Source organism: Agrobacterium sp. S7/73 (assembly GCF_019355535.1).
Taxonomy (GTDB): domain Bacteria; phylum Pseudomonadota; class Alphaproteobacteria; order Rhizobiales; family Rhizobiaceae; genus Agrobacterium; species Agrobacterium tumefaciens.
This window is the reverse complement of the sequence record NZ_CP072136.1, coordinates 1,651,186-1,677,431: the sequence shown is the minus strand read 5'-3', so window position 1 is coordinate 1,677,431 and position 26,246 is coordinate 1,651,186. Positions and strand designations below refer to the sequence as shown.

Below are 26,246 nucleotides of genomic sequence, written 5' to 3'. Positions count from 1 at the left end.
GTTGGGGAACTGTTATGACGGCGAGAGTTCTGGTTGTTGACGACATACCCGCAAACGTAAAGCTTCTCGAAGCCCGGCTTGTCGCGGAATATTTCGACGTCGTAACCGCCGAGGATGGTTTCAAGGCGCTTGATATCTGCGACCAGGAACAGGTCGATATCATCCTGCTGGACATTATGATGCCTGGCATGGACGGTTTCGAGGTCTGCGAACGGCTGAAGGCCAATCCGAAAACGGCGCATATTCCTGTTGTCATGGTCACCGCACTCGATCAGCCCTCGGACCGCGTGCGCGGTCTGAAAGCCGGCGCCGATGATTTTCTGACCAAGCCCGTTAACGACCTTCAATTGATCGCCCGTGTCAAAAGCCTCGTGCGCCTCAAGGCCGTCAGTGACGAATTGCGGCTGCGGGCCGAGACCGCGCGCGAGATCGGCATCGAGGAGATGCTGCGCAGCGATGGCCTCATGCAGACGCCTGGCCGCGTTCTGGTGGCGGATGGCCGCGCCAGCTCGCAGGAACGCATCGTCAGGGCGCTGAAGCCGGTTGCCGAGGTCGATGCCGTCACGGAGCCTCAGGCGGCCCTGTTGAAGGCCGCGAGCAACCCTTTCGAGCTTGTCATCGTCAATTCCAATTTTGAGGATTACGATCCGCTGAGACTGTGTTCGCAGCTTCGTTCGCTGGAGCGTACCCGGTTCCTGCCGTTGCTTCTGGTAGCGGAACAGGGGGCGGATGACATGGTGGCGCGGGCGCTCGATCTTGGCGTGAACGATTATATTCTCCGCCCGATCGATCCCAACGAACTTGTCGCCCGGTCTCTGACGCAGATCCGGCGCAAGCGCTATAACGAGCATCTGCGGCTCAATCTCCAGCACACGATGGAGCTTGCTATCGTCGATGGGCTGACTGGTCTTAACAATCGCCGTTATCTCGACAATCATCTGAAGATACTTTTCGACCGCGCCGCCGTGCGTGGCCGCCCGATTTCCATTTGCATGACCGATATCGACCGCTTCAAGCTGGTCAACGATACCTATGGCCACGATGTCGGCGATGAGGTTCTGCGCGAGTTTGCAGCCCGCATCCGCAGCACGGTGCGCGGCGCCGATCTTGCCTGCCGTTATGGCGGAGAGGAATTCGTGGTTGTGATGCCCGACACGCCCATGGAGCTTGCCACAAGCGTTGCCGAGCGCCTGCGGGCAATCATCGAGGACAAGCCGTTTCACGTTCGTTCCATCGACCGCGAGTTGAGTATCACGGCTTCGCTCGGCATAGCCACCAGCAGCGGAGCATTCGGCGCGCCGGACGAGCTTCTGAAGCAGGCCGACAGGGCGCTCTACGAGGCGAAACACACAGGACGCAACCGCGTCGTGGCGGCCGCCGCCTAAAGGCGCAGACCCATGAGGCTGACAATCCGTGCCGCCTTTTGAGACTTTCGACGTTTACCGTTATCGATAGCCGCCCAAAGACCTGACGGCAAACTGTGGCAAGCGCGAAGTCCCTGACCTTGCCAGTATTTTATCTTCTTACAATGAGGGGGTGAAGTCTAACAGGGTTAATAGAGTTCAAGTTGAAAAATACGTTGAATTCAATCGCTCACGGAACTATAGTGTGCCAGCGTTGTATATTTAACCATGTTTTCCAGGTGATGTATCTCTGGCTTAAGAATTTGTTGATTTTTATTTTACTTCTGCGCACACTCCCAATCGAGAATAACAGTTCTTCCGGCGGTTTTTCCGTCTAGTGATGAAGAAACGATGGCGGTTTACACCGCTGATGTTTCGGTCGTCAGGGGCTGGTATTGCGTAGTTTGAATGCCCCATGATGCTCAGGTCCGCCGCATCTCCTGGATCGTGGGGTCGGTCGGCTGACGATGTCCGAATCGGTTCCTCGTGCCGTGATCACATCGTTGGCCGACCGCCTTATCTCCCAAAATATTCTGTGCTTGTGCTGCCGCTTATAGCGCAGAACATCCGGCTGCGCGCGCAGGCAGCGCGCTGTCGCAGCGGTTGGCGCATTTGACCGATGAGACGCTGATTAGGAGAGGCGCTGGTTAGGCGAGACGGTGATAAAGAGCTTTCCCGCCGTGCCGATAGCGCCGACTGGGTTCCAAACTCAAGAACCGCAACTAGGAAGGTCACGATTCGTTGGCCCGTGGCGGGCCTTGCGAGGGCGCTGGCGCAAAGAATGCCGTTGGCGGCATCCTTTCCATACAAACAAAAAACGCGCCCGTTGGGCGCGCTTTTGCCGGAGAACCCGATCAAGAATTACTTGATCTTGGTTTCCTTGAATTCAACGTGCTTGCGTACAACCGGGTCATACTTCGTCTTCGTCATCTTGTCCGTGAACGTACGGCTGTTCTTGGTGGTGACGTAGAAGGTACCGGTGTCGGCTGTCGACAGCAGCTTGATCTTGATTGTTGTAGCTTTCGCCATGGTCGTCCTGCCTTTAAACAAAAGAGAAGCCGCAGGCGCTTCTCACCTCGGCTAAATCTGGCGCGAAACTACGTATCGCGCCTGAAAAGTCAAGTCTGTTTTGCCCTGAAAACAAAACGGAAGGCATAAAGCACCACGTAAAGCCCGAAAAACACGGCAAGCGCCCAGGCGAAACCATCGGTACCCGCAACATCCATGGAAATGCCGACGGCCTGTGGTCCGGCTATTGTGCCCATGGCATAGCAGAAGATGAAGGCGGCGTTGGCGGCCACCAGATCGGCCCCTTTGAGACGCGATCCCAGATGGGTAAGGCCGACGGTATACATGCCGGATACGAGGCCGCCCCAGAACAGCAGCAGGGCCGCGACGAGAATCCATCTATCCACCAGCAAGGGCAGCGCCAGCGTGCCGCAAACGCCCGCAAAGGCCATCAGCGCCAGCATTGTGCGCCGGTCCTTCATTCGGTCCGAAAGCAGGCCGATCGGTATCTGGAAGACCATGTTGCCGATGCCCATCACGGTCAGCAGAAGTGCCGCCTGCGATTCGTTGAAGCCTTCGCGGGTCGCATAGATGGGAAAGAGCGACAGACCGCCCGCTTGCACGGCGCCGAACACGAAGGCCGCCGCAGAAGCCATCGGCACCAGCCATATATAACGGGCGAAATGGTGGTTCGGCCTTTCGCTCAGCTCCGGGCTTTCGCCGCGCGCAAGGAAGATCGGGATCGCGGCAAGCAGTATGATTGCTGCCCCGACCAGAAACGGCAGGATGCCATCGCTGCCGACCACGGAAAACAATAACGGGCCAACCGCAAACCCAACCGCAAGTCCGGTGGCGTAGATGCCGAGAACCATGCCGCGTTTTTTCGGTGGCGCGGTCATGTTGATCCAGTATTCGGAGAGGATGAACAGCGTGGTGGTTGCGCCATGGAAGACGATTCGCAGCGGAAACCACATCCAGAAGGCGTCGGCGAAATAGAAACAGAGCGCACTCAGGGCCGACACGACAACGGCAAATAGCATCGTTCGCGCCACGCCGAAATCATGGGCGATCTTGGTGGTCACCGGCGCTGCCATCATCGCCGCAACGCCGGCCATTGCCGAATTTACCCCGATCATGGTGGAGGAGATGCCGCGCTTCTCAAGGATGATCGACAGGAGCGGCAGGCCCAGGCCGATGGCGACACCGACCGCACTGATGGCGGAGATGGCGGCGATCAGTGAGGGCCAGTGAATGGCGTCCGCTTCGCATTTCATTTGTGACATGACGGCCTTTATACAAAGTCTCGAATGAATCGGCCGTGGCGCGTGACATAGAGCCGCGCGGGGCTTTCAAAGGGCAGTGACGGATCACCTATCATGAGTTTTGTGACATCTTCGAGAACCGTGCGTGTGATTTTCGGCATGTTCAGACTGGAAAGCGCTGTCATGTCAAGCCATTGCACATTGTGCAGCTCATCTGAATCCCTGATTAGCCGGGTATCCAGCCGTAACTCGTCGGCGTAACAGCAAAAGAATCGCGTGTCGTAACGCCTGATATTGCCGGGCGGGGTGATTGCGCGCGCCACATATCGAAAACGCGAAAGATCCGGACCATCAGCGTCCATGCCCATATCGACGCCGGTTTCCTCCACGAGCTCGCGCGCGGCGGCAAGCGCCAGCGCCCGTGCCCCGGCAGCGCTCAGGCGGCGCGCGGCAGACGAGGTGAGGCTGCGCAGCACGGCGGGGTGCAGATCGCCGGAGAAGGGCAGAGCGTGGTCGCGCGGATCGCGTTTGCCGCCGGGAAACACGTAAGCGCCGGGCATGAATATGTGGGCGTTACTGCGCCGGCCCATCAGCACGCGAATAGCAGGGCCGGAACGATCAAACAGGATGATCGAGGCGGCATCGCGCGGCCGTAGTGGGCCGCTCGCCGCTTGGGTGTTCGAGGGAAGCTCGGACACTTGCAAATTCCCGCCCGCCGTCAGTGGGAGGAGCCGTCTATCTGCACTTTTGGCTGTTTTCCTTCGAAGCCGTGCATTCTAAGTGCCCATTGCAGGCCGATGACGCCACCCTTGATCGGTTGCAGCGTCAGAAGCGCGGCCAGAATGGTGATAGGCACCCAGATGGCGAAGTGTACCCACATGGGAACGGAAAGCACGAGATCGGTCATCATGAAGCCGCCAACGGCGATATGGCCGATGATGACGATGGAAATATAGGGCGGCAGGTCGTCGGAGCGGTGATGATGCATTTCCTCGCCGCAGGCCGCGCAATTGTCCACCGGCTTCAGGAAGGCCCGAAACAGGCGACCGCTGCCACAGGCCGGGCAGCGATTGGCCATGCCCCGCATGATCGAGCGGCCAAGCGGACGCTCCGCGCTTCCATCTCCGAAGGTAACCGTTTCCGAGCCCTGATTTGCACTCATCCTGAAGTCCTTCTCCCGTTTGTCTTAACCGCTTGACGCGGTCTTGTTACCGACGTCCTCTCGGCGGCCTTGTTCCCGGCTTGGCGGAAGGACGTGATGTCCGCCGGCCTGCCTTGTGGAACGACCGCGAGCCGACCGGCATCTTGCGCCCCGGGCTCAGCATTTCAAACCGCAGCGCACCAGCCAAGGGTACCGCTTCTGCAAGCCGCACCTGAACCGTATCGCCGAGTTGATAACCGAGACCCGTCTTTTCCCCCGTCAGAGCCTGATGGGCTTCGTCGTAGAGGAAATAGTCGGTTCCAAGTGTAGATATAGGAACAAACCCGTCGGCGCCAAACTGCGGCAGCGCGACAAATAGTCCCGCCTTGGTGACACCCGCGACGCGGCCATCGAACTCCTCACCGACGCGCTCGGAAAGATGGTGCGCGATCAGCCGGTTAATGGTGTCGCGCTCTGCGGCCATGGCGCGGCGCTCGAAGGTCGAGATTTCGGCGGCGATATCGTCCAGCGTCGCCTCTTCCTGCGGGGTGATGCCGCCTTCGCCGAGGCCTAGCGATCCGACCAGCGCCCGATGCACGATCAGGTCGGCATAACGGCGGATCGGTGAGGTGAAATGCGCGTACTTCATCAGGTTGAGGCCGAAATGGCCGATATTTTCCGGGCTGTAGATCGCCTGGCTCTGGCTGCGCAGCACCATCTCGTTGACCATGATCTGGTGCGGCGTGTCGAGTGCGCGCGCCAGAATGCCGTTGAAGGAATTGGCGCGCATCGCGACACCCTTGGCCATGGAAATGCCGATGGTGCCGAGGAATTCGCGCAGCACTTCCTGCTTGGTAAGTGTCGGGGCGTCATGCACGCGGTAGACCAGCCGCTGCTTTTTCTTTTCCAGGGTCTCTGCGGCGGCGACGTTCGCCTGGATCATCATTTCCTCGATCAGCTTGTGCGCGTCGAGGCGTTCGGGAATGACGACCTTGTCCACCGTGCCGTCGGGCCTGAGCTGGATCTTGCGCTCCGGCATGTCGAGTTCCAGCGGCTGGCGGCGATCGCGGCCCCGCTTCATCACGGCATAGGCGTGCCACAGCGGCTTCAGGATCGGCTCCAGCAGCGTGCCGGTCTTGTCGTCCGGGCGGCCGTCGATTGCGGCCTGCGCCTGCTGGTAGGAGAGCTTGGCGGCACTCTTCATCATGATGCGATGGAAAGTGTGGCTCGCCTTGCGGCCTTCCTTCGAGAAGGTCATCCGCACAGCAAGGGCAGGGCGGTCGACGCCTTCCTTCAGCGAGCAGAGGTCGTTGGAGATGCGTTCCGGCAGCATCGGCACGACACGATCAGGGAAATAGACGGAGTTACCACGCTTCAGCGCCTCGCGGTCGAGCGGTGCCCCTGATCGCACATACCAGGACACGTCGGCGATAGCGACGGTGACGATCACTCCATCAGGATTGTCGGGCGAAGGGTCGAGTTCGGCATAGACCGCGTCGTCATGGTCCTTGGCGTCGGCCGGATCGATCGTGATCAGCGGCAGGTCGCGCCAGTCTTCGCGGTGCGAAATGGTCGCGGGTTTTGCGGCATCCGCCTCGGCCAGAACATTCGGCGGGAAGATGTGCGGAATACCGTGGGCATGGATCGCGATCATCGAGATCGCCTTTTCCGAGGCGACTGAGCCGACGACCGAAAGAACCTTTGCGCGTGTCAGGCCGTAACGACCGCTGTTGCGCGAGGTTTCCACCTCGATCAGGTCGCCGTCCTTCGCATCGCCCACACCCTCGGGGTCGATGACCATTTCCTCGCCGCGCCGGTCGATCGGCATCAGGCGTCCGCCGCCGCCTTCCGTTTCCTTGAACACGCCAAGCAGTGCGTTCTGACGACGGTCGATCAGCTTGACGACGCGGGCCGTGTAGGCTGGGCCGATGCTGTCCTTGGAGGGGAAGATTTTTGCCAGAATGCGATCGCCGAGACCGGCGGCAGGGGCTTTCTTACTGCGATCCTGCGAGGACTGGCGGATGAGCACGGCGGGGGCCGCGCCCTGATCTTCAGGCCATTCGGCAGGCCGGCCGATCAATTCGCCGTCTTTGTCGCGGGTGGTGATGTCGAGAACCGTCACCGGCGGCAGGCCACCCGGTCGCGTCAGCGTCTTGCGGCTCTTCTGCACCATGCCATCGGTTTCAAGCTCCTTCAGCAGTGCCTTGAGCACAACGCGGTCGTCGCCTTTCAGCCCGAAAGCCTTGGCGATTTCGCGCTTGGAGGCCTGCTGCGGATGCTCGGCGATGAATTTCAGCAGCACTTCGCGGGAAGGCACCTCGCCATGGATGATGCCTTCACCTTCATTTGCCCGCTTGCCGCGCCCGGTACGTCCGAAGCCGTCGCTGGCGGAACCCTGTCTCTGACGCGGCGCCTTGCTCACGATTCTGCCTTCTTGGGTTTGGCTGCGGCCTTCGGCTTGGCAGCCGTCTTGCTTTTCGTTGCGGCCTTGGCTTTTGTCGCCTTCGGCTTTGCGGCTGTGTCGCCATCGGCCTTCTTGGCAGCAGGTTTCTTGGCCTTGGCGGGCTTGCCGCCGGTTCCTGTCTTGGCGATACGCTCGGCAATCAGCACCAGCGATTCGTCCAGCGTCACGGAGGTCGGATCCTGCCCCTTTGGAATGGTGGCGTTAACTTTGCCCCAGTTGACGTAAGCGCCGTAACGCCCGTCGCGGACAGTGATCGGGCCGCCATCGGGGTGATCACCCAGTTCCTTCAGCGCCGCAGGCGTGCCGTTGCGGCCGCGCCCCGGTCCCTTGCTCTGCTTCTCGGCAATGACGGTAACGGCACGGTTGAGGCCGATCGAGAACACGTCTTCGATGCTTTCGAGGTTCGCATAGGAACCGTCATGCAACAGGAAGGGTCCGTAGCGGCCAAGCCCGGCGGAAATCATCTTGCCGGTTTCGGGATGCTTGCCGATATCGCGCGGCAGGTTGATGAGCGCCAGCGCCTTTTCGTGGTCGATGTCCTCAGGCTTCCAGCCCTTGGGCAGCGAGGAGCGCTTGGCTTCCTTGCCATCGCCGCGCTGGATGTACGGGCCGAAACGGCCAGACCGAAGCGTCAACTCCTCGCCGGTCATCGGATCGGCACCCAGCGCTTTCGGCTCGTTGGATACGGAAGCTTCGGCTTCCGAGCCATCGGACGTGAGCTGGCGGGTGAAGTTGCACTCCGGATAATTGGAGCAACCGACGAAAGCGCCATATTTGCCGAGCTTCAGCGAAAGGTTGCCGGTGCCGCAAACCTGACAGATGCGCGGATCGGAACCGTCCTCACGCTTGGGGAAGACCAGCGGGGCCAGAACTTCATTGAGCGCATCCAGCACGTTGGTAACGCGCAACTCCTTGGTATCTTCGATCTGCGCGAAGAAATCCTTCCAGAAATCGCGCAGCACCTGCTTCCAGTCCAGTTCACCCGCGGAAATGCGGTCGAGCTTTTCTTCCAGATCGGCGGTGAAGTCGTATTCGACATATTTGGCAAAGAAGCTTTCGAGGAAAGCCGTCACCAGCCGTCCGCGCGAATGGGGAATGAGCTTGCGCTTGTCGATGATGATATATTCGCGGTCGCTTAGCGTCTTCAGTGTCGCCGCATAGGTGGAAGGACGGCCGATGCCTAGTTCTTCCATCTTCTTGATGAGCGATGCTTCCGAATAACGCGGCGGCGGCTCGGTGAAGTGCTGGCTGGCGTTGATCTTCTGCTTGGCGAGGTTCTCGCGCGCGTTGATCTGCGGCAGGCGGCCTTCATCGTCACCGTCGTCGCTCTGCTCGCCATCTTCTTTCTGGTCGGTATAGGCGGCAATGAAGCCGTCGAAGCGGATGACGGAACCGACGGCACGAAGCCCGGCCTTTTCACCGTCCTTGTCGGCAAGGATTTCCACCGTGGTACGTTCGATTTCGGCAGATGCCATCTGGCTCGCAATGCCGCGCTTCCAGATCAGGTCGTAAAGACGCAACTGGTCGGCATCGAGGTAACGCTTCACCTGATCCGGTGTGCGGTTAAAATCGGTCGGACGGATAGCTTCGTGCGCTTCTTGCGCGTTCTTTGCCTTGGTCGAGTAGAAGCGCGCCTTTTCCGGCACATAGCGGTCGCCGAACTGCTCGCCGATGGCGCGGCGTGCGGCATCGATCGCTTCCGGCGCCATCTGCACGCCGTCGGTACGCATATAGGTGATCAAACCAACGGTTTCGCCGCCGATGTCGATACCTTCATAAAGCTTCTGGGCCACCTGCATGGTGCGCGAGGCCGAAAAGCCCATGCGCGAGGAGGCAGCCTGCTGCAGCGTCGAGGTGGTGAAGGGCGGGCCGGGATTGCGCTTGACGGGTTTCGCCTCGACCGTATCGACAATATAGGTCGCGCCTTCCAGGAGCGCCTTCAGGCGGTTGGCGTCATCTCCTGTCTTGATCGAACGGCCTTGCAGCTTCTTGCCATCGGCGGAAACCAGCTTCGCCTCGAACTCGTCACCGCGCGGTGTCTTCAACAGCGCGCTGATGTTCCAGTATTCCTCGGAGACGAAACGCTCGATCTCGGCTTCGCGGTCGCAGACGAGACGCAGCGAAACGGACTGCACGCGGCCGGCGGAACGGGCGCCCGGCAGCTTGCGCCACAAAACCGGCGACAGGTTGAAACCGACAAGATAATCCAGCGCACGGCGGGCAAGATAGGCATCGACCAGCGGCACGTCGATGTCGCGCGGGTTCGCCATCGCGTCCAGTACCGCCTTTTTGGTGATGGCGTTGAAGACCACGCGCTTCACCGGCTTGTCGCCGAGAACGCGCTTCTTCTTCAAGAGATCAAGCACATGCCAGGAAATCGCTTCACCCTCGCGATCCGGGTCGGTTGCGAGAAACAGGCCGTCGGAGGATTTCACCGCGTCGGCAATGTCCTTCATGCGCTTGGCGGATGCGCTATCGACCTCCCAGGACATTTCGAAGTCCTGGTCGGGCAGCACAGATCCGTCCTTGGCAGGAAGGTCCCGGACGTGGCCAAAGGATGCAAGAACCTTGTAGCCCGGACCAAGATACTTGTTGATCGTCTTGGCTTTGGCAGGAGATTCTACGACGACGACATTCATATTGTTTTTTCTCTGGAACTGGTCCGTTAACATAGCCGGATCACGGCATAATGCCGCAATTCGCCTTCTTTATAATTCGACATGGACAGGTAATGCGCGCGGGTCAAGAGGCAAGCCCGATTTTATCGCTCCAAGGCAATTGCAACCTATGGATAATCTGTCGTTGTATTGCAATCTTTGGTAAATTTGTTATAGTGACCAACATGATTTGAATTGACGTAATGATCTTTGTTTCAGGTTGAAATTCCAGGATAGATATATGGTCCCGAACGCAACAAACAATAATGCCGATAATGAAGGGACCAGAGAGAACTTGGCTTATATTCGCCAGATGCTCGCGGAACTGAGGCTCGTCGCCAATCGCGAGGGCGCCGACATGCTGTGCTATCTGATTGAAATGGCCTATGTGGAAGTCGGCGATATCCAGAGCGGGCGGCGCAAGCTTTCAATCCGCGAGGAGCGAAACCCGCCCCCCGGCGTGCCGGTTTAACCGCCCGGCAATATCGAGTTCCAGCAGCACCATGTGAACCGTGGCTGCGGAAAAACCCGTGTGGCGAATGATATCGTCCGTTTCGACGGGCGAGTGCCCGAGAGCGGCAGCAACGATGCTGCGCTCGTCATCTCCGGGTGGTGACATTTCCTCATCGGATCGTGGTTCCTCGACCTTGCGGTCATAGGGCAATTGCGGTTCCATCAGCGGTCGTAGCGCATCGAGAATATCGGCCGCCCCCGTGGTCAGCATCGCGCCTTCCTTGATCAGCCGGTTGGTACCTTCGCAGCGCGCATCGAGTGGGGAACCTGGCACGGCGAAAACCAGCCGGCCCGCTTCGCCGGCAAGCCGCGCCGTGATCAGCGAACCGGATCGTTCCGCCGCTTCCACTATGACGACGCCGAGTGAGACGCCTGATATCAGCCGGTTGCGGCGGGGAAAATCCCGCGCGCGTGGCTCCCAGCCGAAGGGCATTTCGCTGATCGTCGCGCCGCCCTGTTCGTAGATGTCCTGCAAGAGCCCGAAATTTTCCTGCGGGTAGGGACGGTCGAGACCGCCCGCCAGCATGGCCACCGTGCCAGTTGCAAGGCTTGCCCGGTGCGCTGCCGCATCGATGCCGCGCGCCAGCCCGGAAGCGATCGTATAGCCCGCACGACCGCAATCGCGCGCCAGCATCGCGGCGAATTTCGCGCCGTTGATGGAGGCGTTGCGTGATCCGACGATGCCGACGCAAGGTCTTGTTGCGGTGGATGCTGATCCCTTCATGGCGATCAGTGGCGGCGCGCCGTCGAGCTGTCGCAGGGCAGGCGGATAGTCTGGCTCACCGATGCCGACGAAGCGAGCGCCGAATCTTTCAGCCGTTTCGATTTCGCCTTCCGCTTCCGCCTGTGTGGCAATGCGCGGGCTGCGCAATGAACCGCCGCGCCTTGAAAGCTCGGGCAGGGCAGAAAGCGCTTTTTCAGCGCTGCCAAAATGATTGATGAGTTCGCGGAAGGTGACGGGGCCGATATTGTCGCTGCGGATCAGCCGAAGCCATGCGACCCGCTGCCGCGCGGAAAGCTCTATGCCCTGCCGTGTCGTTTCCTCATGCGGCATGACTTATCCCTAAAGCTGGCCTTAGCCCTTTTGCCCGATCCTGCTTTCCGTGCCGGCCAGAAGCCGTGCGATGTTTTCCCGGTGTTTCCACCAGGAAATCACGCTCAGCAACGTTACCAGAAGCGCCGTCTTTTCAGGCCCGACTATCCAGAGGGCGACCGGGATCACAAGCATGGCAACCAGCGCCGACAGCGAGGAATACCGGGTGATGAACGCGGTTGCGAGCCAGATCAGCGCAAAAGCCAGCATCATCAGGGGGGCAGCGCCTAAAAGCACGCCGATATAGGTCGCCACGCCCTTGCCGCCCTTGAAACCGAGCCACACCGGAAACAGATGGCCGAGAAAGGCAAAGAAACCGGCAACCAGCGACGCCTCGTAACCCCAGAGCGCATTGGCGACGAGCACTGCGGCGGTGCCCTTCAGCGCATCGAGCAGCAATGTCGCTGCGGCGAGCTTCTTGTTGCCGGTGCGCAGCACATTGGTGGCGCCAATATTGCCGGAACCAATCTTGCGCACATCGCCCAGCCCCGCCATGCGGGTAAGAAGCAGGCCGAAGGGTATCGAGCCGAATAGATAGCCAATCAGCGCTGCAAGCGCGAGAAGGGCAGGCGCCGTCTGCCAGTCAGTCAAAGCACTCATTCAACGTTCCCTCTCGTCGCGCGCCTGCGTGATCCCATGCCCGTGATCTTATGCCAAGGAATGAACCGCTTTGCCAGCCACATAAGTGGCGACAGCGCGGCCGCTGAAACGGGCATCCTCAAACGGCGTATTCTTGGATTTCGACACCAGTTGATCTCTCGCAACCAGCCAAGGCTCGTCCAGGTCGATCAGCGTGATATCAGCCTTCGCGCCGGCTTTAAGCGTTCCCGCATCCAGTCCGAAGATTTTCGCCGGGCGGGTGGAAAGCGCATCGATCAGCCGCATCAGCGGAACCTCGCCGCTATGGTGAAGGCGAAGCGCCGCCGCCAGCATGGTTTCCAGCCCCACCGCACCGCTTGCCGCATCCGAAAAGGGCAGGCGCTTGGTGTCCACGTCCTGCGGGTCGTGCGACGAAACGATGATGTCGATCGTGCCATCCTTCAGCGCCTCGACCATGGCCTTGCGGTCGTCTTCTGCGCGCAAGGGAGGTGAGAGCTTGAAGAAGGTACGGTATTCGCCGATATCGTTCTCGTTCAGCGTCAGATGGTTGATCGAGATGCCGCAGGTCGCCTTGACGCCCCGCTGCCGGGCAAGACGGATCGCTTCTGCCGATTCCGGCACGGAAATCTTGGCGGCGTGATAGATCGCTTGCGTCAGACCGGCAATGCGTAGGTCGCGCTCCAGCGGAATGATCTCGGCTTCCTTGGGGATTCCGGACAGACCGAGCCAGCTTGCGAAAAGCCCCTCGTTCATGTCGCCGCCGCCGATATATTTGTCGCGGGTCTCAAGTGCAATCACCGCACCCAATTCGCGCGCATAGGTCATGGCGCGGCGCAGCACCAGCGTGTCGGAAAGCGCCCTGCGGCCATTGGTGAAGGCAACCGCACCGGCTTCCTTCAGCATGCCGATCTCGGTCATTTCCTCGCCGTTGAGGCCCTTGGTCAGGGCTGCGGCGGGATGCACATTGACGAGCGCCTTGTCGCGTGCCGCCTTTTTTACATATTCGACCAGCGCAATGTCGTCGATAACGGGGTCGGTGTCCGGCATGACGATGATGCTGGTGACGCCGCCGGCCGCTGCCGCGCGCGATGCGGATTCGATGGTTTCACGGTGTTCGCCACCCGGCTCACCGACAAAGACGCGGGCGTCCACCAGACCGGGAACGGCCAGCAGCCCCTTGCAGTCGCGAACCGTCGCACCCTCGGGCACACCCTGGTTGTGTGCCTGCCCGCCGGAGGCGAGGATCGTGCCGTCGGCACCGATGACGATGCTGCCCACCTCGTCCAGATTGCGGGAGGGATCAACGATGCGAAGGTTTTTGAGAACGGTCACGGCACTCATACGCGCTCACCCTGATTTTGCGAGACAAGCAGGGTTTCCATGACAGCCATGCGCACGGCAACCCCCATTTCCACCTGGCTTTCGATGACGCTCTGCGGACCATCAGCCACTTCGGATGAGATTTCCACGCCACGGTTCATCGGGCCGGGATGCATGACCAGCGCATCTTCTTTCGCTGCCTTCAACTTTTCGGCATCGAGACCGTAATAGTGGAAATATTCGCGCACCGAAGGCACGAAGGAGCCGGACATGCGCTCGCGCTGCAGGCGCAGCATCATCACAACATCGGCGTTCTTCAGGCCTTCCTTCATGTCATGGAAGACCTCGACGCTCATGTCGCGAATGCCGGAGGGAAGAAGCGTCGCGGGAGCGACGACGCGCACGCGCGCGCCCATCTGGTTGAGCAGGATGATGTTGGAGCGGGCAACGCGCGAATGCAGTACGTCGCCGCAGATCGCCACCGTTATTCCCGAAAGATCACCCTTGGCGCGGCGAATGGTCAGCGCGTCGAGAAGGGCCTGCGTCGGGTGTTCATGCTGGCCGTCGCCGGCATTGACCACGGAGCAGGCAACCTTCTGCGCGAGAAGGGCTGCGGCACCGGCCGAGGAGTGACGCACGATCAGCACATCGGGGCGCATGGCGTTCAGCGTCATCGCCGTGTCGATCAGCGTTTCGCCCTTCTTCACCGAGGAATTGCTGACCGACATGTTCATCACATCGGCGCCAAGCCGTTTTCCGGCAAGTTCGAAGGAGGATTGTGTCCGGGTCGAAGCTTCGAAGAACAGGTTGATCTGCGTGAGGCCCCGAAGCGTCGAGGTTTTTTTCTCGCGCTGACGGCTGATTTTCACCGCTTCGTCGGCCTTGTCGAGAAGCAGGGTTATATCCTGATGGGAAAGCCCCTTTATGCCGAGGAGATGGCGGTGGGGAAAATAGACCATGGAAATTGTCCTCCGGGTCGCAATAGTCAACGGGTCTATAAAGACAGGTGGCTTTGCGGGCAAGCATGCGATAAGCCGGGTTTTGGCATATACACGCAATAAAGCACGAATCCCGATAGAAGGATGCGAATGACAGGCATGAACCGGACAGAAGAATCGCTCGCCGAACTAAACCAGCCTAGCCTATGGTCCGGTATTAATGCCTATCGTTCCGATCCGCTGATCGTCGACCTCACATCCGGCCTGTCACGCAATCTGAGGGACGAGTTCGACCAGCTCGGCCGTTACGTCACCTCGCACGAAGCGCAGGAACTGGCGCGCATGGCCAATCAGGGCGTGCCGCAGCTGCACACGCATGGCCCGCGCGGGGAACGTCTCGATCAGGTTGAGTTCCATCCCGCATGGCACGCACTGATGCGCCGTTCCATGTCATCGGGTCTTCATTCCAGCGTCTGGGAAAATGCAGCCGAAACGCGCGGCAATGAACACAAGGCGCGCGCCACCAAATTTTATCTGACCTCGCAGCTCGAGGCCGGGCATCTCTGCCCGTTGACAATGACCAGCGCCTCTGTCGCCGCCATCATGACCTCGTCGCGTGTGCAGAAGGAATGGGTGCCGAAGATACTGTCACGGAAATATGATTCCTCGCAGAAACCGGCCTTGCAGAAAACCGCCGTCACCGTCGGCATGGGCATGACGGAAAAGCAGGGCGGCACGGATGTGCGCGCCAACCGCAGCACGGCGGAGCGGGTGGGCGAGGGCATCTATCGCCTGTCCGGCCACAAATGGTTCCTGTCCGCGCCGATGAGCGACGGTTTCGTCATGCTGGCGCAGATGGGCGACGGCATGGGCTGTTTCCTGGTGCCGCGTTATCTGGAAGACGGTTCCGCGAACGGCCTGCATTTCCAGCGCCTGAAGGACAAGCTCGGCAACCGCTCCAACGCCTCCGCCGAAGTCGAGTTCACCGATGCTTTCGGTTATCTTCTGGGTGAACCGGGCAGCGGTGTGCGCACCATTCTCGACATGGTGACGCTGACGCGGCTCGACTGCGCGCTGGCATCATCAGGCATGATGCGCGCTTCGCTCGCCGAAGCCGTGCATTTCGCACGCGGCCGTTCCGTCTTCGGCAAGACGCTCGTCAGCCAGCCGATCATGACGCGCGTTCTCGCCGATATGGCGCTGGATGTCGCAGCCGCGACGGCACTCTCCTTCCGGCTGGCATCGGCATTCGATGCCGCCCGCAACAATGCCGCCGAGGCGGCCTATGCGCGGGTGATGACGCCGATTGTGAAATACTGGTGCTGCAAGATCGCGCCGGCGTTGATCTACGAGGCGATGGAGTGCCTTGGCGGCAACGGATATGTGGAAGAACGGCCGATTGCCCGCCACTACCGCGAAGCGCCGGTCAATGCCATCTGGGAAGGCTCCGGCAACGTCATGGCGCTGGATGTGCTGCGTGTTCTTCAGCGCGGCAAGGATCTGTTCGATCTCGTTTTCCAGACGCTGGAGCGCGACCTCGGACCCGCCGGAAAAAAGACCACGGATGTGCTGCGCGCCGCAATCGCGCTTGCCGAACGCGATGAGGGTGCTGCCCGCCTGCTGGTGGAGCAATTCGCACTTGCTGCCGCTGCCGCAGAGCTTTGCCGGCTCGGCGCCGGCAAGATCGCAGACGCCTTCCTCGAAACCCGTCTGGCGGGTGGTTGGCGACATACTTACGGCATGCTCGATTCTCGCTTTGATCCGAATTATATAATCGATTTATTGTATCCGCCCGCGTCCTGACCAATAAAGGGTGGAAAGCTGTTGTTGCAGTCCCTGTGGGAGGGGTATCGGATTTGAGAAAAGGCGTTGGCGTGGGGCGTATTTCTGTCTTTAAGTCGTTGGGCGCGTGCGCGCGCATGGAGATGGAGGTCGATAGCAGATGCTGACCTTCCGCTCCGCCCGTCCTGAAGATGAAGAGGCGCTCTACGCCATCAGTCTTGCCACCGGCGATGCCGGGCAGGATGCCACCCCGCTTTATCGCGATGGCCGCATGGTGGGGCATATCTATTCCGTGCCTTATCTGCATCTGTGGCCCGATGCCGTTTTTGTGGCGGAAGACGAAGAGGGTGTCTGCGGTTACATCGCCGGCGCGCTCGATACCGCCTTGCATGATGAGCGGCTGGAGCATGAGTGGTGGCCGCATCTGCGCGCCCTTTATCCCGACCCCGTTGGCGACCAGCAAACATGGGACGCCGATCAGCGCCGTGCACATTTCATCCACCACCCGCGCCACACGCCAACCTGGCTGACCGATCCGTTTCCGGCCCATATCCACCTGAACCTTCTGCCACGCACGCAGGGCAAGGGCGGCGGCACGCGGCTTTTGTCGCGCTGGCTCGATATGGCGAGACAAAACAACGTCTACGGCATCCACCTCGGCGCCAGCGAGCGCAACCAGGCGGGTATTCGCTTTTGGGAAACCCGCGGCTTCAAACGTCTCGAAACCCACGACACACCAGGCACCGTGTGGTTTGGAATGGCGCTGGAGTGATTATTTGCGGGGTACGGGTCCTCGATCTTCATTCATCCACAGGAACCTTCTCCCCAGCTGCTGCGCTGCATTGTCCTCGTCTTCATGCTTTGTTAACCCGTTGGGTCAGGCCTTTTAAAAGACGGGTAGGGAAGTATGCTGGCGACCGCAGAGGTGATTTCAGCCGACAAGCCGGAAAAGCGCATCAAGGATCGCGCCGCGACCGAGAAGGCGATTTTTGAGGCGGCCCGGTCGCTTCTGGCCGAAGAGGGCTTTCAGGGTTTTGGCATCAATGCCGTTGCCCGCCGCGCCGGATGCGACAAGCAGCTGATCTACCGTTATTTCGGCGGTCTGGAAGGGTTGATCGAGGCGATCGGCGAGGATCTCGGATCCTGGGTAAAGGACCGTATTCCTGAAGATACTGGCGGCATGTTCCTGTTGACCTATGGCGATCTCATGGAAAAGCTGGCGCTTTATTTCATGGATGCGCTGCGCAGCGATCCTCTCGTCTGCAAGATCATTGCCTGGGAAGTGTCGGATGGCTCGCCGCAGGTCAGGCAGCTTGCCGAAGCCCGTGCCAAATCGCTCGGCAAATGGCTGGAGCGCATGCGCGGATCGCTGGCAGCACCCAAGGGCGTAGATACCGCAGCCGTCAATGCCGTGTTGTTCGCCGCCATCCAGCATCTCGTGATTTCCGCCGCCACCAGCGGCCAGTTCGCCGGTGTGCCGTTGAAGTCGGACAAGGACTGGGACAAGATTGCAACCGCCGTCAAAAGACTGGTGCGCGGCGTTTACGGCTGAACCCGGCGTAACGAGCCGGGCGAGACGGTCGCCTTAACAAAATCGGCCGTTATTTGACGAAAAATCAACCATGTTTTCAGTGGTCCGGCAACCTTGCGGCATCGCATGCCGTTGGCTTCGTGAGGGGTGTTTTCCACAGCCGGACCGGCCACCGTTAACCATACCGACAGCTTTCATTTGCTTAGCCATGGTTACGGGTCCAGTGTGAATTAACAAAATGTTAACCATGCGCAATGACTGCGTATAAGGGAGCCGCAAGTGAGCCGCTGGACAGCTTTGGGCGTCATGATGACGTTTTTTGCTATGCTGCCGTTGGATATTGACGCGCCAGCGTTTAACCTTTGCCTGATGGCTCTGGTGCGCTGGGCGGTGCTTGCTGGCATTCCCGATACGATTTTCACGCGGGAGCAGACTGCATGAAGTGGTTTTTGATCCTCTGGGCCGGTCCCGTTGCATTGCTCGGCAGCTGGTACTGGCTATCCTATTACGACTTGAGCTTCGGCTTCTTCATGCTGACGCGCCAGACGCATGATCTGGTATTCCAGATTTACGGCAATATCCTCGGCCTGCCGCCGGAAAGCCTGCCGCCGCTGGTCGCGCGCGCCATAGCGGTCGACAGCCTGATCGTTTTTGCGATCCTTGCTTTCCGCAAGCGAAAACAGATTGCCAATTGGTGGCAGGGACGTCAGCCCGTTGCGCGGGCGAGTGCCGAAAGCCTGTCCAGCGCGCCCTGAAGAATGAAGCTTGCGGCTGCCGAATCGATGCGTTCGGCCCGTTTGGCGCGTGAGACATCCATTTCCAGAAGCACACGTTCGGCGGCGACCGTTGAAAGCCGTTCATCCCAGAAAATGAAGGGCAGGGCGGTTTTTTCCCCCATGGTACGAACGAAGGCGCGTGTTGCCTGCGCGCGTGGTCCGGCCGATCCATCCATGTTTATGGGCAGGCCGATGATGAAAGCTGATACCTTTTCCTTTTCGGCAAAGGCCAGCAGCACCTCGGCATCCCGAGTGAATTTGACCCGTTTGATGACGGGGCGCGGCGTGGCGAAGCGCCGCGACAGGTCCGACATGGCAAGTCCGATGGTTTTCGTCCCAAGGTCGAGGCCCGCAATCGCCTGCGCCGGCTGAAGCGTTTCCGCGAGCTCCTCGATGGTAAGTATCGCCATGTCGTACGCTGTCCTTTATCTTTTTCGGACGAATTCGGTGCGCAGCACCAGACCCTTGACCGTCTCGTGCCTGCAATCGATTTCTTCCGGATTTCCGGTCAGGCGGATCGATTTGATGACAGTGCCCTGCTTGATGACCGTATTGGTGCCTTTGACCTTCAGATCCTTGATCAGCGTTACCTGGTCACCATCCGCAAGCACGTTGCCTGCCGCATCGCGCACTTCGTTCGCGCGCAAAGCTTCTGCGGCCAGCTCGGACGCAGGCCGCCATTCGCCGGTCGCCTCGTCATACACGTAATCGTCATTATCCGCGGCCATTGTCGCCTCTCTGAAATATCGGTAGTGCGGTTGTTCAAGCCGTCCTATGTCATAATATACGGGCAATACAAAGGAGAACTTCCCATGAAAATCACCTGGCTCGGCCATTCCGCCTTCCGCCTTGAAAACGGCAGCGCGAAGATCCTTATCGATCCGTTTTTCACCGGCAATCCCGGTTTTGCCGGACAGGATGCGAAAAGCGCGGCTGAAGGCATCACCCATATTCTCCTGACCCACGGCCACGGCGATCATGTGGGGGATACCGTCCAGCTTGCTCGCGAAACGGGCGCGACGGTGCTTGCCAATGCCGATCTCGCCGCCTGGCTTTCCACCAAGGGCGTGGCGAAGGTCGATATGGGTAATACTGGCGGCACGGTACATTTCGACGGTTTTTCCGTAACCTTTACCAATGCGCTGCATTCATCCGCCCAGATCACTGAGGATGGCGTTTCCCATTCACTCGGCAACGCCAATGGACTGATGCTGCATTTCGAAGACGGTCCGGCCGTCTATCATATGGGCGATACGGATATTTTCTCCGACATGAAGCTCATCAACGAATTGCACCAGCCGGATATCGGTCTCGTGCCAATCGGCGACCGCTTCACGATGGGTGGTGCGGTGGCTGCACTCGCCTGCCAGCGCTTTTTCAAATTCGCCAACGTCATTCCCTGCCACTATGGTTCCTTCCCGATCGTTGACCAGACGCCGGAGAAGTTCGTGGCCGGCATGGAAGGCTCGGATGCGCGCGTCCACACGCCGAAGCCGGGCGAAATACTGTCCTTCTGACATTTTGCTGACGCATGTCGCTACAGCAAAACCGCTACACAGTTTTACGCGACATGCTTTCTACCGTTGCGAATGGCGGACATGGTGATTATAGCGGTTAGGAAAATTCTGACCGGAGTAGAACCATGTCCGTCGATCTCGCCACCGTAAAGCGCGTTGCGCGCCTTGCCCGTATCGCTGTTACTGAAGACGAAGCACAAAATATGCTTGGCCAGTTGAACGGCATACTCGGTTTTGTGGAGCAGCTTTCGGAAGTGAATGTTGACGGCGTCGAGCCGATGACCTCCGTTACCCCCGTGGATATGAAAAAGCGTGCCGACGTCGTCACCGACGGCAACAAGGCGGAAGACATCGTCGCCAATGCGCCTGCGACCGACCGGGACTTCTTCATGGTTCCGAAAGTGGTCGAGTAATCCGACCACCGTTTGCCGCCCGATTTTTCCAAGATTTCGAAAGCCGTTGCCGACCATGACCGACCTGACGAGCCTGACCATTGCCGAAGCCCGCGAAAAGCTCAAGGCGAAAGAGTTTTCCGCCCTCGAGCTGACCGACGCCTATATTGCCGCCATCGACGCCGCCAACGGCGCGCTGAACGCCTATGTTGCCTTGACGCCTGAAAAGGCGCGCGACATGGCGAAAGCCTCCGATGGCCGCATCGCCGCAGGCGCGGCGGGCGAGCTGGAAGGCGTTCCGCTTGGCGTGAAAGACCTTTTCGCCACCCGTGACGTGCACACGCAGGCGTGTTCGCATGTTCTCGATGGCTTCAAGCCGAAATACGAATCGACCGTCACCCAGAACCTTTGGGACCAGGGCGCCGTCATGCTCGGCAAGCTCAACATGGACGAGTTCGCCATGGGCTCGTCCAACGAAAGCTCCTGGTACGGTCCGGCCATCAACCCCTGGCGCGCCAACGGCTCGGAGCAGAAGCTCGTGCCCGGTGGCTCCTCCGGCGGTTCGGCCGCAGCCGTTGCCGCGCATCTGTGCGCCGGCGCCACGGCAACCGACACCGGCGGCTCCATCCGCCAGCCGGCGGCCTTTACCGGCACCGTCGGCATCAAGCCTACTTATGGCCGTTGCTCGCGTTACGGCATCGTTGCTTATGCTTCCTCGCTCGATCAGGCCGGCCCGATCGCACGTGACGTGCGCGACGCCGCTATCCTGTTGAAGACGATGGCGAGCGTTGACGCAAAGGATACGACCTCCGTCGACCTGCCGGTGCCGGATTACGAAAAGGCCATCGGCCAGTCGCTCAAGGGCCTGAAGATCGGTATCCCCAGGGAATATCGCGTCGATGGCATGCCGGAAGAAATCGAAAAGCTCTGGGCAAAGGGCGTCGAATGGCTGCGCGATGCCGGTGCCGAAGTGGTCGATATCTCGCTGCCGCACACCAAATACGCGCTTCCTGCCTATTACATCGTCGCGCCCGCGGAAGCTTCGTCCAACCTCGCTCGTTATGACGGCGTACGTTACGGCCTGCGCGTCGACGGCAAGGACATTGCCGATATGTACGAGAAGAGCCGTGCAGCCGGTTTCGGCAAGGAAGTGCAGCGCCGTATCATGGTCGGCACCTACGTGCTTTCAGCCGGTTATTACGACGCCTATTACCTGAAGGCGCAAAAGGTCCGCACGCTGATCAAGCGCGATTTCGAAAACGTCTTCCATGAGGGCGTCGACGCCATTCTGGCGCCGATTACCCCGTCTTCCGCCTTCGCTGTCGGTGATGAGGAACTCGCCTCCGATCCCGTGAAGATGTACCTCCAGGACGTCTTCACCATCACGGTCAACATGGCCGGTCTTCCTGGCCTCTCGGTGCCTGCCGGCCTGGACGGCAAGGGCCTGCCGCTCGGCTTGCAGCTCATCGGCAAGCCTTTCGAAGAAGAGACGCTCTTCAAGACGGCGCATGCCATCGAGCAGGCTGCCGGTAAGTTCACCCCCGCCAAGTGGTGGTAAGCGGCTGAACAAAAGCTCTATAGTTGTCACGGGCGGCATCAAGTGCCGCCCGTTTGTTTTTATCGATTGTCCAGCTCACCCCGTACGAGTTCCAAGCCACGCGTCGTGATGCGGTAAGGCTTGCCGCCTGACGAGGCGATGGCTCTCTTCCGTTTTAGTTTGCGGAAGGTGAGGAGATCGAGGCCGCTGAAAATCCAGCCGTCGCGCGTATAGAGCGCGAGTTTTTCGATTTTGTGATGATCGTCTCGAACGAGTTCGATGCTGCCGCCCTGGGCGAGCAGGTGAAGAATGCGCTGTTCGGCGCGGGAAATGTCCATTGTCGGAAATCCGGTCGGCGTCTTCTAGACGCATGAAAACAAGTCCGGGTGCCGTTAAGGCATCCAGGTCGGTTTCATAATGGCCCGGCGCGCAAGAAACTTGCGGGCAGGGCCGTTACCGGGACTCCGATTGAGCGAACATAAAAGCTCCTTGTTTGCTCTTTTTGGTTAGCGGGGGAGACCTGCGAGGTCAAGTCCCACGGGGCATCACCCGACCGGGCGGGCAGGGCGTGTGGAAACCGCACTGGCCGAATCGCACCGCCGGTGCTTTACTTCGTTGGGCCATGGAGGGCGCGGCTTGATCGTCATTCGCAATGCGCAGGAGCAGGAAGCGGAGGTTCTGGCAGCCATCGGCCTCAGGGCATGGCGGCAGGCCACAACCGCGCTCGGCATTACCGCGACGCTTTACGATAACGCAGCCAGTGCCTTTTCCAATTTCACCCGCTCGTCCTGGCTTGCCATCCGCGTGGCCGAGTTCGGCGGCGCGGTTGCCGGATGGGCGGCACGGGAACATTTCAACGAGGCGATTTCCGATTTCTGGATCGATCCGGATTTTCAGCGCAGGGGTATAGGCAGCCTCCTGCTTGCGGATATCGAACGGCAGATATTGCAACGTGATTTCGAAACCATCCGGCTTGAAACCCATGCGCAGAACGAACCGGCGGTCGCCTTTTTCCGTCATCACGGTTACAGCGTCCACTGGCTCTCCGTCTCCTATGCGCCGAAGCTTGATCGCGACGTGCAATCCGTCGGCCTGCAAAAGCAGCTGGTCGAGGTCGAGAGCGGCCTTTATGGGCCGGGGTTCTGAGAGAGCGTCTGCAAGCCGGTTACAAGCCGTATCGGCCAGTCCGGCATGATGGCGAGGGACGCGACAAGGCCCACCTGTAGAATTACGATGGATATCAGGATGCTGCGGAAGGGTTCCTTGCGGGTTTTGTGGCGCAGCAGTTGTTGAGCCGAGACTGCGCCCAAGCTGCCGCCAATAAAGGCAAGCAATAACAGAGTACTTTCCCGAATGCGCCAGCCACCCTTTCTTGCCGCCTCCTTGTCCCACCAATAGACAAGAAAGACGAAAAGATTGAAGGCGATATAGGTCATGAAGCAGAGAGCGATCATGGTCATGACGTGAATTGAAACTGAGAAGCGTAAAAAACGCGTGTCCGGTTCCGGCGAAAATCCGGTGCCTGGCGGGACAGGGTGCAAGATGTCTTGCGCCCGCGCTCCATTTGTTCTACCCACCAAAGCCAAAGAACCCGTATATCGTGAGCTTCATATGACCCTTGTAGACGTGCGCACCCCCGACCCGAAACGCTTCATTCCCGGCGCCACCGGCGATTGGGAAATCGTGATCGGCCTGGAGGTGCATGCGCAGGTTCTCTCCAATTCCAAGCTGTTTTCCGGCGCTTCGACCACTTTCGGTAATGCGCCGAACTCCAACGTGTCGCTGGTGGACGCCGCCATGCCCGGCATGCTTCCCGTCATCAACGAGGAATGCGTCAAGCAGGCGGTGCGCACCGGTCTCGGCCTGAAGGCCAAGATCAACAACCGTTCGATCTTCGACCGCAAGAACTATTTCTATCCGGATTTGCCGCAGGGCTACCAGATTTCGCAGTTCAAGGACCCGATCGTCGGTGATGGCATCATCACGATTTCGCTCGGTCCGGACCGTCAGGGCAATTTCGAGGACATCGAGATCGGCATCGAGCGCCTGCATCTGGAGCAGGACGCTGGCAAGTCCATGCACGACCAGCACCCGACCATGTCCTTCGTGGACCTGAACCGTTCGGGCGTGGCGCTGATGGAAATCGTCTCCAAGCCCGACATGCGCTCGTCGGATGAGGCAAAGGCCTATCTCACCAAGCTGCGGTCCATCGTGCGTTATCTCGGCACCTGCGACGGCAACATGGACGAAGGCTCGATGCGCGCCGACGTCAACGTCTCCGTGCGCCGTCCCGGCGAAGGTTTCGGCACGCGCTGCGAGATCAAGAACGTCAACTCCATCCGCTTCGTCGGCCAAGCCATCGAATATGAGGCGCGCCGCCAGATCGCCATTCTCGAAGACGGCGGTGTCATCGATCAGGAAACTCGCCTGTTCGATCCCGGCAAGGGTGAGACGCGTTCCATGCGCTCCAAGGAAGACGCGCATGACTATCGCTATTTCCCTGATCCGGACCTGCTGCCGCTCGAATTCGACGATGCTTTCGTCGATGCGCTGAAGGTCGATCTGCCGGAACTGCCTGATGACAAGAAGGCCCGTTTCGTCGCCGATCTTGGCCTGTCGGTCTACGACGCCTCGATCCTCGTTTCGGAAAAGGCGATCGCCGATTACTACGAGTCTGTTGCTGCCGGCCGCGACCCTAAGGCCGCCGCCAACTGGGTCATCAACGATCTTCTCGGTGCGCTGAACAAGTCAGGCAAGGACATCGAGACGACGCCGGTTTCTCCCGACCAGCTGGGCGGCATTATCGATCTCATCAAGTCCGAGACCATTTCGGGCAAGATCGCCAAGGATGTGTTCGAAATCGTCTGGAACGAGGGTGGCAACCCGGCCGAAATCGTCGAGACGCGCGGCATGAAGCAGGTGACGGATACCGGCGCCATCGAAAAGGCCGTGGACGAGATCATCGCCGCCAACCCAGATCAGGTCGAGAAGGTGAAGGCGAAGCCGGCGCTTGCCGGTTGGTTCGTCGGCCAGGTCATGAAGGCGACGGGCGGCAAGGCCAACCCGCAGGCCGTGCAGGCGCTGGTGAAGGCCAAGCTCGGCATCGAGGACGAGTAAGCGGACGCTGCTTCCCGTGCCTGTACAAAGGCATTGAAGTAGCAAGTTCTCATCCGTCATTCTCGGCATAAGCCCGAGGATGACGTCGAGCACTGGGACTGACATTGATTTATGCCGGGATCACGCCCGGCATTTCTGTTTCGAGACGGAGCAAACATCATGTTTTTCATACGCACGGCAAGCCAGCGCGATATCGAGCCGGTCCGGGCGCTTCTGGCTACCACCTGGCATGCGACCTACGACGCGATCTACGGCGCAGACAAGGTGAAGGAGCTGATTGCCGCATGGCATTCGCCACAGGCCATGAAGGACCGCATCGAGAAAAAGGGCGGCGAATTTCTGGTGGCCGATAATGGCCGGCAGATCGGCGGTATGGCTTATGCTTCCATGTCTGCGAAGATGAGCAAGACGGCCCTGTTGCACCAGCTTTATGTCGGGCCCGAATTCCAGCGTCAGGGGGTCGGCCGCGATCTCTTCGCCGAGCTTGAAACCTGCTTTCCGGATGCGGAAATCATGCGTCTGGAAGTGGAGCCCAAAAATACTGTCGCAATAGCCTTTTATGAAGGCGTCGGATTTACCGAGGTTGACCGAATCGAGCGCATGGCGGGTATCGATGGTTTTCCCGGTATCGTCATGGAAAAGAGCCTGAAACGATGAATGCGACATTAGATACGCTGATAATCCGCGCGGCACGGCAAGAGGATGTTTCCGCACTCGCGGCCATCTATGCCGCTGACGAAATCGGAGGCCACGGCGATACGGCCGACGAATCGGCGCTGCCGGACTATCTCGCGGCCTTCCGCGATATCGAGGCGTCCCCCACCGAGACGCTTTACGTGGCGGAACTGGACGGCGAGATCGTCGGCACTTTCCAGACGGCCATCCTGACCAAGCTTATCGGGCGCGGCGCCAAATCCATGGTGATTGAAGCGGTGCAGACGCGGCCCGACATGCGCGGCCGTGGCATCGGCGCAGTCATGATCAACTATTGCCTTGATGAAGCGCGCGCCAAGGGCATGAAAGCCGTGCAGCTCACCTCCAACGTGGCGAGGCTCGATGCCCATCGCTTTTACGAGCGGCTGGGTTTCGAGAAGCGGCATTTCGGTTTCAGGATGAAGCTGAAATAGCGCGGATATATCGGGAAATACTGGACAATCGCCGTGAGGGGCGGCATAAGCTTGTCTTGTGCCGTGCA

28 protein-coding genes are annotated in these 26,246 nt (G+C 59.7%); 14 read left to right on the top strand and 14 right to left on the bottom strand.

Annotation, left to right across the window (positions count from 1 at the left end):
- The first annotated feature begins 14 nt into the window (after positions 1–14).
- Entirely contained in the window at positions 15–1,385 is a 1,371-nt protein-coding gene (locus J5276_RS08290; protein ID WP_019565487.1) for a PleD family two-component system response regulator, read from the top strand.
- 879 nt (positions 1,386–2,264) lie between these two features.
- Here the strand turns inward: J5276_RS08290 and rpmG are convergent.
- The 6 genes from rpmG to topA form a co-directional block, all read right to left on the bottom strand.
- The gene (rpmG, locus tag J5276_RS08285; protein ID WP_003496403.1) at positions 2,265–2,432 is read right to left on the bottom strand and encodes a 50S ribosomal protein L33; all 168 of its coding nucleotides are present in this window, start codon (positions 2,430–2,432) and stop codon (positions 2,265–2,267) included.
- Positions 2,433–2,521: 89 nt separating this feature from the next.
- A complete protein-coding gene (locus J5276_RS08280; protein WP_019565488.1) occupies positions 2,522–3,685 on the bottom strand; it encodes an MFS transporter in 1,164 nt (387 codons plus the stop codon).
- A 17-nt stretch (positions 3,686–3,702) separates the two neighbouring features.
- Positions 3,703–4,371 carry an NUDIX domain-containing protein gene (locus J5276_RS08275; RefSeq protein WP_019565489.1) on the bottom strand — a complete coding sequence of 223 codons (669 nt, stop codon included), beginning with the start codon at positions 4,369–4,371 and terminating at the stop codon, positions 3,703–3,705.
- A 20-nt stretch (positions 4,372–4,391) separates the two neighbouring features.
- Positions 4,392–4,835, bottom strand: coding sequence for a DUF983 domain-containing protein (locus J5276_RS08270; RefSeq protein WP_112154931.1), 444 nt, complete (start codon positions 4,833–4,835; stop codon positions 4,392–4,394).
- A 46-nt stretch (positions 4,836–4,881) separates the two neighbouring features.
- Positions 4,882–7,236, bottom strand: coding sequence for a ribonuclease R (gene rnr / locus J5276_RS08265; RefSeq protein WP_112154930.1), 2,355 nt, complete (start codon positions 7,234–7,236; stop codon positions 4,882–4,884).
- Complete coding sequence (topA, locus tag J5276_RS08260; RefSeq protein ID WP_003512719.1) at positions 7,233–9,917, bottom strand: type I DNA topoisomerase; 2,685 nt, start codon at positions 9,915–9,917, stop codon at positions 7,233–7,235. Before topA ends, rnr begins: the two co-directional genes overlap by 4 nt.
- 259 nt (positions 9,918–10,176) lie before the next feature.
- On the opposite strand from topA, the gene J5276_RS08255 reads away from it, so the two are divergent.
- A complete protein-coding gene (locus tag J5276_RS08255; RefSeq protein ID WP_019565491.1) occupies positions 10,177–10,407 on the top strand; it encodes a hypothetical protein in 231 nt (76 codons plus the stop codon).
- Here the strand turns inward: J5276_RS08255 and dprA are convergent.
- Genes dprA through J5276_RS08235 form a run of 4 tightly spaced genes read right to left on the bottom strand, consistent with a single transcriptional unit; the run spans position 10,363 to position 14,420 of the window.
- A complete protein-coding gene (gene dprA, locus J5276_RS08250; RefSeq protein WP_065704684.1) occupies positions 10,363–11,502 on the bottom strand; it encodes a DNA-processing protein DprA in 1,140 nt (379 codons plus the stop codon). The two genes, J5276_RS08255 and dprA, sit on opposite strands and share 45 nt — an antisense overlap.
- Before the next feature lie 21 nt (positions 11,503–11,523).
- Entirely contained in the window at positions 11,524–12,141 is a 618-nt protein-coding gene (plsY, locus tag J5276_RS08245; protein ID WP_003512722.1) for a glycerol-3-phosphate 1-O-acyltransferase PlsY, read from the bottom strand.
- A gap of 48 nt (positions 12,142–12,189) precedes the next feature.
- The gene (locus J5276_RS08240) at positions 12,190–13,482 is read right to left on the bottom strand and encodes a dihydroorotase (RefSeq protein ID WP_065657978.1); all 1,293 of its coding nucleotides are present in this window, start codon (positions 13,480–13,482) and stop codon (positions 12,190–12,192) included.
- Positions 13,479–14,420: an aspartate carbamoyltransferase catalytic subunit gene (locus J5276_RS08235; RefSeq protein ID WP_003512724.1), complete on the bottom strand. Its 942-nt coding sequence runs from the start codon at positions 14,418–14,420 to the stop codon at positions 13,479–13,481. The genes J5276_RS08240 and J5276_RS08235 overlap by 4 nt, the downstream gene beginning before the upstream one ends.
- 129 nt (positions 14,421–14,549) lie before the next feature.
- On the opposite strand from J5276_RS08235, the gene J5276_RS08230 reads away from it, so the two are divergent.
- The 5 genes from J5276_RS08230 to J5276_RS08210 all read left to right on the top strand — a co-directional run bounded on the left by J5276_RS08230 (position 14,550) and on the right by J5276_RS08210 (position 18,467).
- The gene (locus J5276_RS08230) at positions 14,550–16,202 is read left to right on the top strand and encodes an acyl-CoA dehydrogenase family protein (RefSeq protein ID WP_025593276.1); all 1,653 of its coding nucleotides are present in this window, start codon (positions 14,550–14,552) and stop codon (positions 16,200–16,202) included.
- Positions 16,203–16,341: 139 nt separating this feature from the next.
- Positions 16,342–16,953 (top strand): GNAT family N-acetyltransferase, encoded by a 612-nt coding sequence (locus tag J5276_RS08225; protein WP_019565494.1) that lies wholly within the window; start codon positions 16,342–16,344, stop codon positions 16,951–16,953.
- Between the two features lie 135 nt (positions 16,954–17,088).
- Positions 17,089–17,733, top strand: a complete 645-nt coding sequence (locus tag J5276_RS08220) for a TetR/AcrR family transcriptional regulator (RefSeq protein ID WP_003512728.1) — start codon at positions 17,089–17,091, stop codon at positions 17,731–17,733.
- Positions 17,734–17,991: 258 nt separating this feature from the next.
- A complete protein-coding gene (locus tag J5276_RS08215; protein ID WP_013635969.1) occupies positions 17,992–18,153 on the top strand; it encodes a hypothetical protein in 162 nt (53 codons plus the stop codon).
- Positions 18,150–18,467 (top strand): DUF6105 family protein, encoded by a 318-nt coding sequence (locus J5276_RS08210; RefSeq protein ID WP_003512730.1) that lies wholly within the window; start codon positions 18,150–18,152, stop codon positions 18,465–18,467. Before J5276_RS08215 ends, J5276_RS08210 begins: the two co-directional genes overlap by 4 nt.
- Here the strand turns inward: J5276_RS08210 and ruvX are convergent.
- Positions 18,419–18,898, bottom strand: coding sequence for a Holliday junction resolvase RuvX (ruvX, locus tag J5276_RS08205; RefSeq protein WP_003512731.1), 480 nt, complete (start codon positions 18,896–18,898; stop codon positions 18,419–18,421). The two genes, J5276_RS08210 and ruvX, sit on opposite strands and share 49 nt — an antisense overlap.
- 15 nt (positions 18,899–18,913) lie before the next feature.
- Positions 18,914–19,216, bottom strand: a complete 303-nt coding sequence (locus tag J5276_RS08200; protein ID WP_003512732.1) for an alkylphosphonate utilization protein — start codon at positions 19,214–19,216, stop codon at positions 18,914–18,916.
- 84 nt (positions 19,217–19,300) lie between these two features.
- On the opposite strand from J5276_RS08200, the gene J5276_RS08195 reads away from it, so the two are divergent.
- The 3 genes from J5276_RS08195 to gatA all read left to right on the top strand — a co-directional run bounded on the left by J5276_RS08195 (position 19,301) and on the right by gatA (position 21,955).
- On the top strand, positions 19,301–20,005 hold the full coding sequence (locus tag J5276_RS08195) for a metal-dependent hydrolase (protein ID WP_003512733.1): 705 nt from the start codon (positions 19,301–19,303) through the stop codon (positions 20,003–20,005).
- Between the two features lie 125 nt (positions 20,006–20,130).
- Positions 20,131–20,418: an Asp-tRNA(Asn)/Glu-tRNA(Gln) amidotransferase subunit GatC gene (gene gatC, locus J5276_RS08190; RefSeq protein ID WP_003512734.1), complete on the top strand. Its 288-nt coding sequence runs from the start codon at positions 20,131–20,133 to the stop codon at positions 20,416–20,418.
- Positions 20,419–20,473: 55 nt separating this feature from the next.
- Positions 20,474–21,955, top strand: a complete 1,482-nt coding sequence (gene gatA, locus J5276_RS08185; RefSeq protein WP_003512742.1) for an Asp-tRNA(Asn)/Glu-tRNA(Gln) amidotransferase subunit GatA — start codon at positions 20,474–20,476, stop codon at positions 21,953–21,955.
- A 59-nt stretch (positions 21,956–22,014) separates the two neighbouring features.
- Here the strand turns inward: gatA and J5276_RS08180 are convergent, their stop codons facing one another.
- Positions 22,015–22,272 carry a YjhX family toxin gene (locus tag J5276_RS08180; protein ID WP_003512746.1) on the bottom strand — a complete coding sequence of 86 codons (258 nt, stop codon included), beginning with the start codon at positions 22,270–22,272 and terminating at the stop codon, positions 22,015–22,017.
- Between the two features lie 298 nt (positions 22,273–22,570).
- Between J5276_RS08180 and J5276_RS08175 the strand changes: the two genes are divergently transcribed.
- Positions 22,571–23,080 (top strand): GNAT family N-acetyltransferase, encoded by a 510-nt coding sequence (locus J5276_RS08175; RefSeq protein WP_003512748.1) that lies wholly within the window; start codon positions 22,571–22,573, stop codon positions 23,078–23,080.
- Here the strand turns inward: J5276_RS08175 and J5276_RS08170 are convergent.
- Positions 23,062–23,394, bottom strand: coding sequence for a DUF1294 domain-containing protein (locus tag J5276_RS08170; protein WP_065657975.1), 333 nt, complete (start codon positions 23,392–23,394; stop codon positions 23,062–23,064). The two genes, J5276_RS08175 and J5276_RS08170, sit on opposite strands and share 19 nt — an antisense overlap.
- A 151-nt stretch (positions 23,395–23,545) precedes the next feature.
- Here J5276_RS08170 and gatB point away from each other — a divergent pair, with 151 nt between their 5' ends.
- The 3 genes from gatB to J5276_RS08155 all read left to right on the top strand — a co-directional run bounded on the left by gatB (position 23,546) and on the right by J5276_RS08155 (position 26,178).
- Entirely contained in the window at positions 23,546–25,051 is a 1,506-nt protein-coding gene (gene gatB / locus J5276_RS08165) for an Asp-tRNA(Asn)/Glu-tRNA(Gln) amidotransferase subunit GatB (protein WP_112154929.1), read from the top strand.
- A gap of 159 nt (positions 25,052–25,210) precedes the next feature.
- Complete coding sequence (locus J5276_RS08160) at positions 25,211–25,708, top strand: GNAT family N-acetyltransferase (protein WP_003512751.1); 498 nt, start codon at positions 25,211–25,213, stop codon at positions 25,706–25,708.
- Positions 25,705–26,178 (top strand): GNAT family N-acetyltransferase, encoded by a 474-nt coding sequence (locus J5276_RS08155; protein ID WP_111783122.1) that lies wholly within the window; start codon positions 25,705–25,707, stop codon positions 26,176–26,178. Before J5276_RS08160 ends, J5276_RS08155 begins: the two co-directional genes overlap by 4 nt.
- Positions 26,179–26,246: the final 68 nt, after the last annotated feature.